17 protein-coding genes are annotated in these 16,679 nt (G+C 32.3%); 12 read left to right on the top strand and 5 right to left on the bottom strand.

Going from position 1 to position 16,679, the window contains the following annotated elements; translation table 11 throughout:
* Positions 1-81: 81 nt before the first annotated feature.
* Positions 82-1,059 (top strand): polyprenyl synthetase family protein, encoded by a 978-nt coding sequence (locus NYQ10_RS08445; protein ID WP_289879946.1) that lies wholly within the window; start codon positions 82-84, stop codon positions 1,057-1,059.
* 4 nt (positions 1,060-1,063) lie between these two features.
* On the opposite strand, the gene NYQ10_RS08450 is transcribed toward NYQ10_RS08445, so the two are convergent.
* Positions 1,064-1,621 carry a hypothetical protein gene (locus NYQ10_RS08450; RefSeq protein ID WP_289879949.1) on the bottom strand — a complete coding sequence of 186 codons (558 nt, stop codon included), beginning with the start codon at positions 1,619-1,621 and terminating at the stop codon, positions 1,064-1,066.
* 326 nt (positions 1,622-1,947) lie between these two features.
* Here NYQ10_RS08450 and NYQ10_RS08455 point away from each other — a divergent pair, with 326 nt between their 5' ends.
* From NYQ10_RS08455 to dnaG, 4 genes are all read left to right on the top strand, one after another.
* Complete coding sequence (locus tag NYQ10_RS08455) at positions 1,948-2,508, top strand: RNA polymerase sigma factor (RefSeq protein ID WP_276175100.1); 561 nt, start codon at positions 1,948-1,950, stop codon at positions 2,506-2,508.
* The gene (locus NYQ10_RS08460; RefSeq protein WP_289879952.1) at positions 2,495-3,235 is read left to right on the top strand and encodes a hypothetical protein; all 741 of its coding nucleotides are present in this window, start codon (positions 2,495-2,497) and stop codon (positions 3,233-3,235) included. Before NYQ10_RS08455 ends, NYQ10_RS08460 begins: the two co-directional genes overlap by 14 nt.
* Before the next feature lie 110 nt (positions 3,236-3,345).
* Positions 3,346-4,374 (top strand): hypothetical protein, encoded by a 1,029-nt coding sequence (locus NYQ10_RS08465; RefSeq protein WP_289879953.1) that lies wholly within the window; start codon positions 3,346-3,348, stop codon positions 4,372-4,374.
* A gap of 127 nt (positions 4,375-4,501) precedes the next feature.
* A complete protein-coding gene (dnaG, locus tag NYQ10_RS08470) occupies positions 4,502-6,568 on the top strand; it encodes a DNA primase (protein ID WP_289879955.1) in 2,067 nt (688 codons plus the stop codon).
* A 93-nt stretch (positions 6,569-6,661) separates the two neighbouring features.
* Here the strand turns inward: dnaG and NYQ10_RS08475 are convergent, their stop codons facing one another.
* Both NYQ10_RS08475 and nadE read right to left on the bottom strand, forming a co-directional pair.
* On the bottom strand, positions 6,662-7,291 hold the full coding sequence (locus tag NYQ10_RS08475) for a response regulator transcription factor (protein WP_008467169.1): 630 nt from the start codon (positions 7,289-7,291) through the stop codon (positions 6,662-6,664).
* A 92-nt stretch (positions 7,292-7,383) separates the two neighbouring features.
* Positions 7,384-8,190 carry an NAD(+) synthase gene (nadE, locus tag NYQ10_RS08480; protein ID WP_289879957.1) on the bottom strand — a complete coding sequence of 269 codons (807 nt, stop codon included), beginning with the start codon at positions 8,188-8,190 and terminating at the stop codon, positions 7,384-7,386.
* Between the two features lie 99 nt (positions 8,191-8,289).
* Here nadE and gldB point away from each other — a divergent pair, with 99 nt between their 5' ends.
* Positions 8,290-9,249, top strand: coding sequence for a gliding motility lipoprotein GldB (gldB, locus tag NYQ10_RS08485; protein WP_289879960.1), 960 nt, complete (start codon positions 8,290-8,292; stop codon positions 9,247-9,249).
* Entirely contained in the window at positions 9,249-9,581 is a 333-nt protein-coding gene (gldC, locus tag NYQ10_RS08490; RefSeq protein WP_289879962.1) for a gliding motility protein GldC, read from the top strand. Before gldB ends, gldC begins: the two co-directional genes overlap by 1 nt.
* An 86-nt stretch (positions 9,582-9,667) precedes the next feature.
* On the opposite strand, the gene yihA is transcribed toward gldC, so the two are convergent.
* On the bottom strand, positions 9,668-10,288 hold the full coding sequence (gene yihA / locus NYQ10_RS08495; protein ID WP_276175093.1) for a ribosome biogenesis GTP-binding protein YihA/YsxC: 621 nt from the start codon (positions 10,286-10,288) through the stop codon (positions 9,668-9,670).
* A 39-nt stretch (positions 10,289-10,327) separates the two neighbouring features.
* Positions 10,328-11,092, bottom strand: a complete 765-nt coding sequence (locus tag NYQ10_RS08500) for an alpha/beta fold hydrolase (protein WP_276175092.1) — start codon at positions 11,090-11,092, stop codon at positions 10,328-10,330.
* A gap of 378 nt (positions 11,093-11,470) precedes the next feature.
* On the opposite strand from NYQ10_RS08500, the gene mraZ reads away from it, so the two are divergent.
* Genes mraZ through NYQ10_RS08525 form a run of 5 tightly spaced genes read left to right on the top strand, consistent with a single transcriptional unit; the run spans position 11,471 to position 16,656 of the window.
* Positions 11,471-11,944 carry a division/cell wall cluster transcriptional repressor MraZ gene (mraZ, locus tag NYQ10_RS08505; protein WP_184157698.1) on the top strand — a complete coding sequence of 158 codons (474 nt, stop codon included), beginning with the start codon at positions 11,471-11,473 and terminating at the stop codon, positions 11,942-11,944.
* On the top strand, positions 11,919-12,827 hold the full coding sequence (gene rsmH / locus NYQ10_RS08510) for a 16S rRNA (cytosine(1402)-N(4))-methyltransferase RsmH (RefSeq protein WP_289879964.1): 909 nt from the start codon (positions 11,919-11,921) through the stop codon (positions 12,825-12,827). The genes mraZ and rsmH overlap by 26 nt, the downstream gene beginning before the upstream one ends.
* A gap of 21 nt (positions 12,828-12,848) precedes the next feature.
* Positions 12,849-13,196: an FtsL-like putative cell division protein gene (locus tag NYQ10_RS08515; protein ID WP_289879966.1), complete on the top strand. Its 348-nt coding sequence runs from the start codon at positions 12,849-12,851 to the stop codon at positions 13,194-13,196.
* Complete coding sequence (locus tag NYQ10_RS08520) at positions 13,187-15,196, top strand: penicillin-binding protein (protein WP_289879968.1); 2,010 nt, start codon at positions 13,187-13,189, stop codon at positions 15,194-15,196. Before NYQ10_RS08515 ends, NYQ10_RS08520 begins: the two co-directional genes overlap by 10 nt.
* Positions 15,193-16,656, top strand: a complete 1,464-nt coding sequence (locus NYQ10_RS08525) for a UDP-N-acetylmuramoyl-L-alanyl-D-glutamate--2,6-diaminopimelate ligase (RefSeq protein ID WP_289879970.1) — start codon at positions 15,193-15,195, stop codon at positions 16,654-16,656. The genes NYQ10_RS08520 and NYQ10_RS08525 overlap by 4 nt, the downstream gene beginning before the upstream one ends.
* Positions 16,657-16,679 lie beyond the last annotated feature (23 nt).

The raw sequence follows: 16,679 nt of genomic DNA on the forward strand, positions 1-16,679 counted from the left end.
CAGGTTCTCGGATAAATTATTTAAATCCTAACCTAAAATACACAACGTTTTTTTATTTAAAATAGTATATTTGGTGTTTAAATGAATATTACGTCTCAAATAAAGCAACCTATTTTTAACGAAATGGAACTTTTCGAAAAAAAGTTCCATGAATCGATGACTTCAAAGGTTGCATTACTAAACAGAATCACTTATTATATCGTAAACCGAAAGGGAAAACAGATGCGTCCGATGTTTGTTTTTCTGACTGCAAAAATGGTTTCTGGTGGTACTGTAAACGAAAGAACGTATCGTGGAGCTTCGGTAATTGAATTGATTCACACGGCAACTTTAGTTCATGATGACGTAGTTGACGATAGTAATCGCCGCCGCGGATTTTTCTCAATCAACGCACTTTGGAAAAATAAAATTGCCGTTTTGGTTGGAGATTATTTACTTTCAAAAGGTTTATTGCTTTCTATAGATAATGGCGATTTCGATTTATTGAGAATCATTTCTGTAGCAGTTCGCGAAATGAGCGAAGGAGAATTGCTTCAAATAGAAAAAGCAAGAAGACTTGACATTACAGAAGACGTTTATTACGAAATCATCAGAAAGAAAACCGCAACACTTATTGCAGCTTGCTGTGCGCTTGGCGCGAAAGCCGTAATCGAAGACGATATTCAGGTTGAAAATATGCGCAAATTCGGCGAGTTGATCGGAATGGCATTTCAAATTAAAGACGATTTATTTGATTACAGCGAAGAAGCCATCGGAAAACCAACAGGAATAGATATTAAAGAGCAAAAAATGACTTTGCCTTTAATTCACGTTTTAAATACTTGTACTCCGCAAGAAAAAAAGTGGTTGATAAACTCCATCAAAAACCACAACAAAGACAAAAAACGCGTAAAAGAAGTAATTGCCTTTGTAAAAAATAATAATGGTTTGGCTTACGCCGAAAACAAAATGGTCGAATTTCAGCAAGAAGCACTTTCTTTACTTCAAAACTTCGAAGATTCTGAGTTTAAAGACGCTTTGATTTTGATGGTGAATTATGTGATTGAAAGGAAGAAATAAGATTTTACCATCCATCAAATTCATGAAATCTTAATCTATCATGAGAAATTGATGATTCAAAATCTTTTACATCTTCAAAAGTTTGATTCACAATATTCTTATTTTCATACCAATAATCATCAACAGGATAATATCTAACTCCATTTGTAATTTCGGTAATTATTGCGCTAGTTAATAATGCGAATCTTAATTCAAAAGTGTTATCTAAGTGCCAGTTAAAATTTAAAAATTTAGTGCATTTTGATAATCTTTTCTCTGTTTCAGTTTGTTTATTAAAAGCTTTTTGAAAAATATTTTTCTTAAATCGATGATGTTTTTTCTCTTCTTCAAAATTGTAATCATCAATATATAATTCAAAACCACTCAAAAGCTCTTTGTCTTTTAAAATATCAAATTTGCTGTTTTGTAAAGTAAATTTGAACGGAAGAAAACCTGTTTGTGTTTGAAATGAAAAATCAGGATGAATTTTCACTTTCATATCAAAATCATTTAATCTTTTTAAAATTTCTGGAATTATGCTATCTGATAAATCTTCCACATAAACATTTATGTCTAAACTCATTTCTCTATTTTTTAAAATATAAATAAAAGCTTACAAATTAATAGAATTAAAATCGATTATTTTTATATTTTCTTTACTTTACAAAAAATAAAACTTCTAAACTCAAAAAAGAGTAATGTTTTATCTTGAATTAAGATATTAAAATTAAAAAAAAATAAATGTAAATATTGTATTCATTTGTTTGAAATACAGTTGTTTGTATTTGTGTTTTGATTTTTAAATTTAAAATTTGATATTTTTTTTCACCTTCATGCAACCATTTTAAATCGACAATCGTCTATGCTAATAGAAGTCTGCTTCTAAAACCAAAACCGAAAAGCTTATTAATGAAAATTATTCAGTTACATCAAGAAGAAACCAAAATCATAAAGTTGGCTGTCGAAAATAATCGTCAGGCACAGCAGCAGATTTATAGTAAGTTTTCTTCAAAAATGTTGAGTGTGTGTCGTCAATATATAAAAGACATTCAATTGGCAGAAGATGTAATGATAACCGCTTTCATGAAAGTGTTTACAAATTTGAAAAACTTCGAGCACAAAGGAAGTTTTGAAGGCTGGATCCGCCGAATTATGGTTAACGAATGCATTTCGTATTTACGAGTTCAGAAAAAAGTAAAATTTGCCGAAGATGAATTTTTTGTTGAAGAAAGCTTCAATGAAATCGATAGTCAATTTACAGTAGAACAAATTCAGTATTTAATTGATGCTTTGCCAGATGGCTACAAAATGGTTTTCAATTTATACGCCATTGAAGGTTACAAACACAATGAAATTGCCAAGATGTTAGGAATTAATGAAGGAACATCAAAATCGCAATTATCGCACGCTAGAAAAATGCTGCAAACACAAATTACTATTTTAAAAAAACAAGATAATGGAACCGAATAATTTTGAAAAGGATTTCCGTGAAAAACTGAACGAACGCAAAATTGAACCAAGCAACAAAGCCTGGGATCGATTGGATGCAATGTTGAGTATAGTCGAAGAAAAGAAACCAAAGAAAAAGTCAAAAAGAAAATGGCTTTACATCGCCGCAAGTTTCATCGGATTCTTATTGGTTGGAACAATCTTTTTCAATCAAAATAAAAATAATGTAGAGCCAACAGAAACAGTTGTTGTAGAAAAAGAAACTGAAAAAGATTCGATTTCAAAACCAATTTTAAACAAAGTTGATTCGATAAAATCGGAAAGTGTTATTGCCGAAAAAACTTCAGAAGAAACTTTAATTAAAAAAGAAAAAACTAATCCCGAAGCTTCGGGACATATTTCAAATAAAAGTATTAATAACCAATCAAATCAAATAGCGGAGTCTTCAATCATCATCAAAAACAATCAAGAAAAACAATCAACAAACAATCAAAATGCAATTGCTGAAAATTCTAAAAAAGAAAATGTCGACCAATTATTAGAAAAAGCCGAAGAAAAAGTTTTGGCTCAAGGAACAACCAAAAAGGCGAAAATAAAAATTAATGCTAATGAGCTATTAAATCAAGTAGACGGCGAACTGGAACTTTCTTTTAGAGAAAAAATGATCACAAAAGTCAACAAAAACTTTCAAGAGGTTAAAGTGGCTTTGTCCAACAGAAATCAACAAGAAACGAATAAAAGCAATTAACAATTAACAATTATCAATTATCAATTATCAATTATCAATTATCAATTATCAATTATCAATTTTCATTCATTAATCATCAATCATAATCAAATATTTTAAATCAATCAATCATGAAAAATTTTACCATTTATGCCATCCTTTTCTTTTTCCTTTTGGTAAACAAAGTAATTGGCCAAGAAACTTTTGAATCTGAAACAAAAAGAATTGCCAATAAAATAGAACAGATTACAAAAGAAGAAAAAGAAGCTTTAAAAGAAGAAGTCGAAGCAGTAAACGTGCAATTGTCTGAAGGAAAAATTACGCAGGAACAGGCTGAAAAACGTAAAAAAGAACTAGCAGAGGCAAGAGCTGTAATTATGGAAGAAAAAATTACTTTGGCTCAAAATGAACTAAATGATTTGGTTCAGAAAAAAGTAGACGGAAAAATAAAGGAAGATTCATCTAAAGTATATAAAATAAGCTGGAAGGTTGTTAAATATCATAGAGATTCTATTCGTGGTGAAAAAAGAACAACTTCTCAATTTGTTTTCGCAATGGGGTTAAACAATATAATGACCGATGGAAAACTTCAAGATTCAAATTATCGTTTCATGGGCTCGCATTTTTACGAATGGGGTTTTACTTATAATTCAAGATTAATGAAAAACGATAATCTGCTTCATGCTAAATACGGTCTTTCGTTAATGTATAACAATATTCGCCCGACAGATAATAGAAGTTTTGTGGTAGATGGCGATCAGACAAATTTAGAAGTAAATCCGGTACATTTAACAGAATCTCGTTTTAGAAATGTGTATTTGGTTGCGCCAGTTCATTTAGAATTTGATTTTTCTAGACCAACAGAAAAAGATGGTGTAAAATATTTTAAAACACATAAAAGTTTCCGTTTCGGAATTGGAGGTTATGCTGGAGTGAATGTAAAATCGAAACAGATTTTAAAATTTGAAGAAGACGATTTAAAATACAAAACCACTATAAAAGGAGATTACAATGTAAATAATTTTGTTTACGGTCTGAGTTCGTATATCGGTTATAGAGAATTGAGTTTATATTTTAAATATGATTTAAACCCATTGTTTCAGAATAATCTAGTAAAAGAGAATAACGTTTCGTTAGGACTTAGATTAGATTTGAACTAAAATACTGGTCGTTTAGTTAGTGAAAAAAGCATCTCCATCAAGATGCTTTTTTGTTTTAAAAATCATTAAAATTACGATAGGATTTACGTATTTTTGCAAGCTCTCAACTCTTAAAATTTAGTTCACTTTGATTTCACAAAATACCATAGATTCTGTTTTTGAAACTGCTCGAGTAGAGGAGGTTATTGGCGATTTCGTGAATTTAAAACGTGCAGGAAGTAATTTTAAAGGTCTGAGTCCGTTTTCAGATGAGCGTTCTCCTTCGTTTATGGTTTCGCCCGCAAAAGGAATATGGAAGGATTTTAGTACGGGAAAAGGCGGAAATTCTGTGAAATTCTTAATGGAGCATTCTCAATTTACCTATCCAGAAGCTATTCGGTATTTAGCCAAAAAATACAATATCGAAATCGAAGAAACCGAACAATCTGAAGCAGAAAAAGCAAATACAGATATTCGAGAAAGTATGTATCTGGTTTCTGAATTTGCAGCCAGATATTTTCAGGATGTTTTGGTAAATTCTGAAGAAGGAAAAGCAATTGGTTTGTCTTATTTTAAAGAAAGAGGATTTACAAACGAAACCATCAAAAAATTTAATTTAGGATATTCTCCAGAAACTTGGGATGCTTTGACGAAAGAAGCCTTAGGAAAAGGATATAAATTAGAATTTTTAGAAAGCACAGGTTTAACCATTGCAAGAGAAGATCGTCCGTTTGACCGATTTAAAGGACGTGTGATGTTTCCAATTCAAAGTATGTCAGGCCGTGTTTTAGGTTTTGGAGGACGTATTTTAACCAATGATAAAAAAGCAGCAAAATACCTGAATTCGCCAGAAAGTGATATTTACCATAAAAGTAAAGTCCTTTACGGAATTTATCATGCCAAACAATCTATTGCCAAACAAAACAATTGTTATTTGGTTGAAGGTTATACAGATGTTATTCAGTTCAGTCAAGCCGGAATCGAAAATGTTGTGGCTTCGTCTGGAACAGCTTTAACGCCAGATCAGATTCGTTTAATAAATCGTCTAACAAGAAATATTACTGTTCTTTTTGATGGAGATGCGGCTGGTTTGCGAGCTTCTATTCGTGGAATCGATTTAATTCTGGAAGAAGGAATGAACGTAAGAGTTTGTTCTTTTCCTGACGGAGAAGATCCAGACAGTTTTGCGCGAAAAAATTCTCATGATGATTTAGTTTCTTATTTAGAAAATAACAGTAAAGACTTTATACAGTTTAAAGCTTCGATTTTAATGGGCGAAGCGAAAAACGATCCGATTAAAAAAGCCGACTTGATTCGCGACATGGTTACGAGTATTTCTAAAATACCAGATCGTATTCAACGCGAAGTTTATATTCAGGAATGTGCTCGAATTATGGAAATTTCAGAGCAGGTTTTGGTGAGTACTTTGGCGCAATTAATTCAGAAAGATATTGCTGAAGCAAATAAAAAACAGAAACAAGAACAAAAACCTTTTGAGGTTCATAGAAATCAGCCTCCGCAAGCAGGTACATTTTCTGGAGGAGATCCAGAAGATCCGAGAACGGGGCCGCCAGATGATTATCCTGGAGATCCTGGATATTATCCGCAAGAACAAACTCAAAAAGTTGATATTCTATATGGTTTTGAAAGAAAAGTTATAGAGATTCTTCTTTTGTACGGAAATGTTGTTGAAAATTTTGAGGACGTTTTTCTAAAAGCCGACGAAGAAGGAAACGTAAAAGAAGTTTCTGAAAAAAGAGAATATAAAGTATTCCAAAAAATATATTTAAGTCTGCAAGAAGATGAGGTTCAATTATCGAATATCTTATTTCAGAATATCTATAATAATATTATTGACTTTTATAATCAAAACGAAACTTTTAGTTTAGATAAATATTTAATGCATCTTGAGCCTGAATTTGCTCAGGAAGTAACCAATATTTTAATGGAAGATGAAAGATTGACCATTCATAATTGGGAAGGACAGAATATTTTTCCAAAACACAAAAGCGAAACAATAGAACAGAATGTTTCTGATACTATTTTTTCGATGAGATGGTATTTGGTTTCAGGAATTATTGCAGAATTAAAAAATTCTCTGATGACTGATCCGCAAGAAGATAATTCGGAAGTTTTGAGTATGGTTATAGATTATTCAAAATTGCTGAATAATTTTTCGAAAAAGTTAGGACGAGTAGTTGTCCCGTATCACTAAAAAGGAAAAAACTCTATCTTATCTGATAAATCAAAAAAGATAGAGTTTTATAGTTTCTCGAATTTCTTAAAGATTAAGGTTTTCGAATTGTAATTAAATAATTTCTAAAGTCTTCGCTTTGTTAACCAAGTCTACTAAATTAGTAACATTCAATTTAGTTAATAATCTCAGTTTGTAAGTACTGATCGTTTTTTCGTTCAGATTTAAGATTTTAGAGATTTCATTGTTTTTCTTACCATCACTTAAATAACGTAAAACCTCGATTTCACGGTTAGAAAGTTTTCTGTACAGACGCTCGCTTTTGCTTTGTTTCGCAATAAGTGCCATGTTTTTGCGTACTGTTTCGTTGATGATAATTTTTCCTTCGTGTACTTTAATAATAGAATGACCTAATGTTTCAAGTTTTTCTGTTTTGTGTACATACCCAGAAACTCCTGCTTTAATTGCGTTTGGAGCGTACATTTGCTCAGCAAGATCACTGAAAATAACAATTTTTGTTTTTGGGAAATTTTTCAAGATAGATTTGATCTCAAAGATACTTGAAAGACCTTCTAACTCTAAATCTAAGATTAGAATGTCGATTTCCTTCGTTTGAAGAATATCTCTAACCATTGAAAAATTGCCTACGTTGGCAACAATTGAAATTTGATCGTGGTCTTTGAAATAAGACTTAACGCCAAAGTGCGTAACAGGATGATTGTCTGCTAGACATACTTTAATCATAATTTTTACCTTTTTTAGAATTGTTCATGTTTTTGGAGTGGTAAAATTAATAAATAAATTCTGTAATATCTTTCTTAGAATGTTAAAATCTTTTATTTTAACGTTTTTGGTATTAAACAAACCGGAATTGGATCCATTTTATGCTTGTTGCTGGTGTTTAATCGTTTATAAATTTCGAAGACAGATTTTTCTCTCTCTTCGAAGTCAGCTGCCGTATTTCCTGACTCCGCGGCCAACATTGCCCATTCTAATTCGTCGTAACTTGCTCCTAATTGATCTTCATCTGTACGATTATCTCCAAATAATCCATCTGTTGGTGCAGCTGTTAAAATTGATTGTGGAATTTGCAAAAATTCTCCTAAAGCATAAACGTCAGATTTCATTAAATCTGCAATCGGACTCAAATCGACACCGCCGTCTCCATATTTTGTATAAAAACCTACACCAAAATCTTCGACTTTGTTTCCAGTTCCGGCAACCAATAAACCGTGAATTCCAGCTAAATAATATAAAGATGTCATTCTGATACGTGCCCGAGTATTTGCTAAGGCTAAATTTACTTTCGCTTCGTCGTCTGTTTTTGGAACAGCGCTTTTAAAAGATTCGAAAACGGCAGTTAAATCTGTTTGAACTTCAGAAACATTTGGGAAACGATTCTTTAATTGCGAAATATGTTCTTTTGCTCTATTTACTTGACTTTCTGCCTGATGAATAGGCATTTCTACACATAAAACTTTCAGTCCTGTCTGCGCGCATAAAGTTGAAGTTACTGCAGAATCTACACCTCCGGAGATTCCTATTACAAAACCGTTTACTTTTGCATTGTTAGCGTAATTTTTTAACCACTCTACAATATGCGTATTTACTTTTTCTGTCTGAATTGTGCTTTTTTTAGCCATAATAGTTTAAGTTTTAAAGTACAGGGATGTATATTTGCAGAATTATTTTGAGTATACAACTACTTTAAATTCTGATAACACAAATCTAATTAAAATAAAATGAAAATTTATCGCTTTGCAGTGGTTCTATGCCTGTTTTTTTTGTCCTGCAACCAAAAAAGTAAGGTCGAAAAAGCAGTAGAAGAAATCCCTGTTGATATTAAAGTAGAGCGTTTTGATAAGGTGTTTTTTGAAACGAAACCTCAAGACCTCGCACAGGTAAAAAAACAATATCCGTTCTTTTTTCCTGCGGGTAATGATGATAACGTCTGGTTGCAAAAAATGAACGATCCGATTTGGAAAGAAGTTTATGATGAAGTACAGAAAAAGTACAGTAATTTTGAGCCTGTTCACAAAGAATTTGATGCGCTTTTTCAGCACGTAAAATATTATTTTCCTAAAACTAAAATTCCAAAGGTAATTACCGTAATTGGAGAAATGGATTATAATGCAAAAGCAATTTACGCAGACAGTCTTGTTATTGTGGCTCTGGAATTGTATTTAGGAAAAGAACATAAGTTTTATGAATTTCCTAATTATCTAAAACAGAATTTCGAAGAAAGACAAATTATGCCAGACGTGGTTTCTAGTTTTTCTTATCGTAATATTCCAGATTCTCCAGATAGGAGTCTGGTGGCGCAAATGGTTTTTGAAGGAAAACAGCTTTATGCTAAAGATTTATTGCTTCCAGATTACACCGATGCAGAAAAAATGGGCTACACGCCTGAGCAAATAAAATGGTGTGAAGAAAATGAAGCTTACATCTGGAGGTATTTTATAGAAAATGAAATGCTTTACAGCGATGATCCTAAATTGAGAACTCGATTTATGACTCCTGCACCTTTTTCCAAATTCTTTTTAGAAATTGACAACGATTCTCCTGGCCGAATTGGAGCTTGGATTGGCTGGCAGATGGTACGTTCTTACATGAAAAATAATAGTGAAGTTTCTTTAGCAGAATTATTTAAAACAGATGCAAAAGAAATATTCGAAAAATCAAAATATAAACCTAAGAAATAATGGCAAATATAAACTCAGAGATTAAATTCAATATAGAATTAGATGAAAACCGTGTTCCAGAAAAATTAACATGGAGTGCACAAGATGGCGGTGTTCAGGCAGAAGAAGCAAAGGCAATTATGTTGTCTATTTGGGACAGTAAAGCGAAAGAAACAATGCGTATCGATTTATGGACAAAAGATATGCCTGTAGACGAAATGAAAATTTTCTTCCACCAAACTTTAGTAGCAATGGCAGATACTTTTAAACGTGCAACAGACGACGAAAAAATGTCTGATACTATGAAAGATTTCTGTGACTACTTCGCAGAAAAATTAGAGCTTACAAAGTAAGAAGCTTAAAAAAAAAATCAATAAAAAAATCCCAAAATCCAATTGTTATAGTTGGAATTTGGGATTTTTTTATTGGTTATTTATTTTTAAAAACCTGAATTATTTTTAAATACTTCCTGATTTACTTCGTCAATATAAGATAGAACTTGTTCTTTTCCGGTTAATTCTGTAGATGAGGTTACGAAATATTGAGGCATTTCAGCCCAATTATTAGCGTACATTTGTTTTTTGTAAGCTGCAATATGAGAGTCAATTTTTGTTCTGCTAATCTTGTCAGCTTTTGTAAAAATAATGCAAAACGGAATTTCGCTTTCTCCCATATAAGACATAAATTCAATGTCTATTTTTTGAGCTTCATGACGAATATCAATTAAAACAAAAGCACAAACTAATTGTTCTCTATTTTCAAAATAATCAGTAATAAATTGCTGAAAAACAGATTTTGTTTTCTTAGAAACTTTCGCATAACCATAACCAGGCAAATCGACCAAAAACCAATTATTATTGATTTTAAAATGGTTGATTAATTGTGTTTTTCCAGGTCTGCTAGAGGTTTTTGCTAAATTTTTATTGTTGGTAAGCATATTAATCAAAGATGATTTACCAACATTAGATCGGCCTATAAATGCATATTCCGGCAAGAATTCAGTCGGGCATTTTGAAGCATCAGAATTACTGATAATAAATTCGGCGGTATTAATTTTCATGTCTTTTGTTTTTAAAACCTCCTTAAAATCGAAAGTTTACTATAATTTCTGCTCAGTAAGCCATTTTTCCAGAATTTCATTAAATTCATCTGGATGTTCCATCATTGCAGCATGTCCGCATTTGTCAATCCAGTACAAAGTAGAATTCGGTAATAATTTATCAAATTCTTCGGCAACATTTGGCGGTGTTACAGAGTCATTTTTACCCCAAATAATGCAGGTTTCTACATTCATTTTTGGTAAATCTTTGGCCATATTATGACGAATTGCGCTCTTAGCAATCGTCAAAGTTTTGATTAATTTTATTCGGTCATTTGCTGTTGCATAAACTTCATCAATCAATTCAGGAGTAGCGATTTTAGGATCGTAAAATACATCTTCAGCTTTCTTTTTGATGTATTCGTAATCGCCTCTTCTTGGGTAACTATCTCCCATTGCACTTTCGTAAAGTCCAGAGCTTCCGGTTATTACAAGTCCGGCAACTTTCTCAGGATAAAGTTTTGTGTGATACAAAGCGATATGTCCTCCAAGAGAATTTCCTAAAAGAATTACTTTGTCAAAACCTTTAAAAGTGATAAAGTCTTTTACGTATTTTGCGAAACTTTTTACGTTCGTTTTTAAAATGCTTTGCGTGTATATTGGCAAATCAGGAATAACAACTTTATATCCTTTTGTCGGGAAATATTGTGCTACACCATCAAAGTTACTAAGACCTCCCATTAATCCATGCAGAATAACAATTGGAGTTCCTTCTCCAGCTTCAAAATAGCTGTATTTGCCTTCTTTTTTATAGTGTTTGTCCATCTAATCTAATGCCAATTTCAATTTCGACAAATATAGGGTTAAATAAATAAAAATGAATTTTTGCTGCCATTTTTTAACTAGATAATTTTAGTAGAAGTTGTAAGGGGTTAAAAATCAGTAATTAATGCTGTTTTTGGTAAATTATGTAAATGTTAAGAAAACTGCATTATAATCAAATTTTTAAGAAAATTAGCGCATTATTTTTTTGAATAATTAACGTATTTGTAAATCTGTTAATTTATAGTTAAGGTATTGATTGATTGTGAATTATAGAAAGTGGTAGCAAAGTGGTTAAACTTATTAACAAAGTGGTATAAAGTGGTAAAATGTGGTATTTTTTTTTATATTTTTGCTGTATAACATGTTAACTAGTTTTTTTTGAACACAATTGTTGGAACATATGAGTGTAAAGTCGATGCTAAAGGGAGGCTAATGATGCCTGCGCCTTTAAAAAAGCAATTGACGGCTTCTCTTCAAAGCGGATTCGTTTTGAAGCGTTCTGTTTTTCAGCAGTGTTTAGAATTATATCCTATGGAAGAATGGGATTTAATGATGAAAAAAATTAACAAGCTTAATCGCTTTGTAAAAAAGAACAACGATTTCATTAGAAGGTTTACGGCTGGTGTTAAAGTGGTTGAGGTTGATGCATTAGGAAGATTGCTAGTTCCAAAAGATTTGGTAACGTTTGCGAGTATTTCTAAAGATGTAGTTTTTTCATCGGCGGTTAATATAGTAGAAATCTGGGATAAGGATTTATACGAAAAATCAATAAGCGGCGAAGATATGGATTTTGCAGATTTAGCCGAAGAAGTAATGGGAAATATTAATGACGACGAAGATGGAATATCATAATCCGGTTTTGCTTCATCCAACTGTAGATGGTTTAGATATTAAACCTGATGGTGTGTATGTAGATGTTACGTTTGGAGGCGGTGGTCATTCAAAGGAGATTTTAAGAAGATTAGGGCCAAACGGAAGGCTGTTTGCATTTGATCAAGATGAAGATGCGCTTGCTAATGCTTTGCCAGACGAAAGGTTTACTTTGATAAACGAAAATTTTAGGTTCATAAAAAGATTTTTACGTTTTCACGGAGTAAAAGCAGTTGATGGAATTTTAGCAGATTTAGGCGTTTCATCACATCAGTTTGATGTTCCGGAAAGAGGTTTTTCTACAAGATTTGATGCCGAATTAGATATGCGGATGAGTCAAAAAAATGATTTAAATGCTTATCGAGTGGTTAACGAATATGAAGAACAGGATTTACGTCGTGTTTTTTTTGATTATGGGGAGTTGAAAAATGCGCCAGTTTTAGCAAGAACAATTGTTGAGGCAAGAAAAGATTCTCCTATCAAAACAACAGATGAATTAAAAGAGGTTTTGAAGAAATATCTTCCTGAGAAAGTTCGAAACAAAATTCTGGCTCAGATTTATCAGGCAATCAGAATTGAGGTAAATCAGGAAATGGATGTTTTAAAAGAATTTATCGAGCAATCATTAGAGATTTTAAAACCAGGCGGAAGATTTTCAGTAATCTCATATCATTCTCTAGAAGATCGATTGGTAAAAAGATTTATAAAAAACGGAATGTTTGAAGGAGAGCCAGAAAGAGATTTTTACGGAAACTTTTCAGTTCCATTTAAAACTATCGGAAAACTGATTGTTCCAGATAACGAGGAAATCAAGATAAATAATAGAGCAAGAAGTGCCAAATTAAGAATAGCTGAAAAGATATAATATATATTAAGGTAGGAAATAATGAAAAGTGGTGTATTTAGCATATTGAAAGCGAGATTCCTGATTCATGAGGATGCAGTAAAAAACTGGCGATTTATTGTTTTTATAATTCTGCTAGCCATTTTGATGATTGCCAACACACAGCGATACGAACAAAAGGTTTTTGAAATTGCGAAATTGAATAATGAAACCAAAGAACTTAGATCTGAATTTGTAGATCGACGTTCAGAATTGATGAAGTTAAAAATGGAGTCAACGATCTCGGATAAAATGTTAGAAAAACAAATTTTTCCGTCGACAGTTCCTCCAGTGAAAATAGAAGTTAAAAAAGAAGAAGAGAAAAGTTTCTTTAAAAGAATATGGCAGTAGAAGATAAACATATATCCTACAGAATTTACCTCGTAGCAGTTTTCATCTTTGTGATGGCAATTGCTATTGTCGTTAAATTGACCAATATTCAATGGGTTCAGGGAGATTATTACAGAAAACTAGCTAAACAGCGAACTGTAAGAAACTTTGTGATTCCAGCCAACAAAGGAAATATTTATTCTGCAGACGGAAGTTTGTTGGCAACTTCAATTCCTAATTACGAGATTCGTTTTGATGCCAAAGCGCCAAAAACAGAAACTTTTGAAAAGTATGTAAAGCCATTATCAGATTCTCTTGCGAAAGTTTTAGATAAGCCAAGCAGTTATTTTCAAAAAGAATTAAGAAAAGCTCGAGAGAATAAAAACCGTTATTATTTAATCGCTCGCAAGTTAAGCTATACAGAATATGTAAAAATAAAAAGTTTTCCATTATTCAGTTTAGGAGCTTTTAAAGGTGGAATTATAGTGGAGCAAGAAACTGTTAGAAAGCATCCTATAGGTAAAATTGCAGAAAGAACCATTGGTTATGATCGTATTGATCCAGAAACAGGAGTAGAAGTAGGGAAAGGAATCGAATGGGCTTTTAAAAATTATTTGAACGGAAAAGATGGTAAAATTCTAAAACAGAAAATTGCAAAAGGGCAGTGGAAACCTATTCGAGATGTTAACGAAGTGGATCCAATTGATGGTTATGATGTTATTTCGACTATAGATGTTTTTATTCAAGATATTGCGCATCACGCTTTATTGAAGCAATTACAAGATTATGAAGCAGATCACGGTTGTGTGGTAGTAATGGAAACAGAAACAGGTCATGTGAAAGCGATTTCGAATTTAGGAAGAGCAGAAGACGGATCATACTATGAAACAACAAATTACGCAATCGCAGAATCTCATGAACCAGGATCAACTTTTAAATTAGTTGATTTAATGGCGATTTTAGAAGATAAAGTAGCAGACACAAGTACAGTTTATGACAGTCACAATGGTGTGGTTAAATATTATGGGAGATCTGTGCGAGATTCTCATCATGGAGGTTATGGAAAAGTGTCGCTAGCACGAGGTTTTGAACTTTCGTCTAATACGGTTATGGTTCAGGCAGTTTATGAAAACTATAAAAGTAATCCATCCAAGTTTGTAAATCATATCAAAAGTTTTGGTTTGAATAAACCTTTAGGATTGCATTTTAAAGGAGAAGGAAGGCCAATTGTTCCTCAGCCAGGAGATAAAAGCTGGTCGGGAATTTCACTTCCGTGGATGGCTTTTGGATACTCCGTTTCGGTTACACCAATGCAGACTTTGGCTCTTTATAATTCAGTGGCAAATAACGGGGTAATGGTAAAACCACAATTTGTTTCAGAAATTAAAGAATGGAATAAAACGATTAAAAAGTTTGATGTAGAAGTAATTAATCCAAAAGTTTGTTCGCCAGAAACACTTAAAAAAGTAAAAGCAGTTTTAGAAAATGTGGTTAAAAAAGGAACCGGATCTAAACTGTATTCAAAAGATTTTTCGATGGCAGGAAAAACAGGAACGGCTCAAATGAATTATGGAGGAAAGGAAGGAAAATCAGCATTGTATTATGCGTCTTCTTTTGTTGGATATTTTCCAGCAGACCATCCAAAATATTCTTGTATTGTAGTGGTTCATAAACCAAATACAGCTAAGAATAATTATTATGGAGCAGACGTTGCAGGGCCAGTTTTTAAAAGAATTGCCCAAAAGATTTTTACAGATGCGCCTTCGACAAATAAAATTAAAAAATTAGATACTAGAGTTCCAAAACAAGACGCTAGTTATGATAAATATACGGTTGAGGCTAATAAAAAAATCAACCAAATTCCGAATTTAAAAGGAATGCCAGGAATGGATGCAATTGCTTTACTAGAGAATTTAGGTTTGAAAGTAAAAGTAAATGGAATGGGGAAAGTGAAGAATCAATCAATTCAAGCTGGAGCCAGTATAAACAAAAACACAACAATTGTATTAGAATTATCGTGAAAGTATTAAAAGACATATTATATAAAGTAGCTATCGAATCTGTAAAGGGTTCTACGGATATTGCTATTTCTAAAATTGAATTCGATTCACGTAAAGTAGAATCAAATGATGTTTTTGTAGCTATTCGTGGTTCACTTTCAGATGGACATGATTACATTGAAAAAGCGATTCAGCTTGGAGCAAAAGCTATTATTTGTGATACGCTTCCAGAAAATACTATTGCTGAAGTAACTTATATTCAAGTTAAAGACACCAATACGGCTTTGGCTTTTATGGCGGCTAATTATTTTGAAGGTCCGTCTTCGAAATTAAAATTAGTTGGTGTAACAGGAACAAACGGTAAAACAACAATTGCGTCATTATTGTTTCAATTGTTCGAAAAAGCAGGTTTTAAAGTTGGTTTATTATCAACTGTAAAAATTGTAGTAGATAAAACAGAATACCCAGCAACGCATACAACGCCAGACTCTTTAACAATCAATCATTATTTAAATGAAATGGTTGAAGCAGGAGTTACACATTGTTTTATGGAAGTAAGTTCGCATGGAATTCACCAAAAACGTACAGAAGCTTTGCATTTTGTAGGCGGAATTTTTACGAATCTTTCTCACGATCATTTGGATTATCATCCAACATTTGCTGAATATAGAGATGTTAAAAAGTCATTTTTTGATTCATTGCCAAAATCAGCTTTTGTTTTATCAAACATAGATGATAAAAATGGTTCTGTGATGCTTCAGAATACAGCGGCTAAAAAACTAACCTACGCTTTAAAATCTTATGCAGATTACAGAGCGCAGATTTTAGAAAGCCAATTATCTGGTTTATTATTGAAAGTTAATGATAATGAAGTTTGGGTAAAACTGATTGGTACTTTCAACGCATACAATGTTTTAGCTATTTATGGAACGGCTGTAGAGCTCGGAATTGATAGTCTTGAAGCGTTGCGTTTATTGTCTGATTTAGAAAGTGTTTCAGGTCGTTTTCAGTATATCGTATCAGATGGCGGAATTACGGCTGTCGTAGATTACGCCCATACGCCAGATGCGCTAGAAAATGTTTTGAAAACTATAAATGACATTCGTACAAAAAATGAACAGTTAATTACTGTTGTTGGATGTGGAGGAAACAGAGATAAAACAAAACGTCCTATTATGGCAAAAATCGCTTCAGATTTAAGTGATAAAGCGGTTTTGACTTCCGATAATCCGAGAAATGAAGATCCAGAAGTTATTTTGGATGAAATGGAACAAGGAGTTGAGCCTCAGAATTACAAAAAAATGCTGCGAATTACAGATAGAAAGCAAGCTATTAAAACCGCTTGTCAATTGGCTCAGCCCAAAGATATTGTTTTAATTGCAGGAAAAGGACACGAAACATATCAAGAAATAAATGGTATTCGCCATCATTTTGATGATATGGAAACAATAAAAGAGATTTTAGAACAACTAAATAAATAATAAAAAGATTTTTAAGTTCAAAT

The sequence above is a fragment of the Flavobacterium johnsoniae genome, assembly GCF_030388325.1.
GTDB lineage: Bacteria > Bacteroidota > Bacteroidia > Flavobacteriales > Flavobacteriaceae > Flavobacterium > Flavobacterium johnsoniae_C.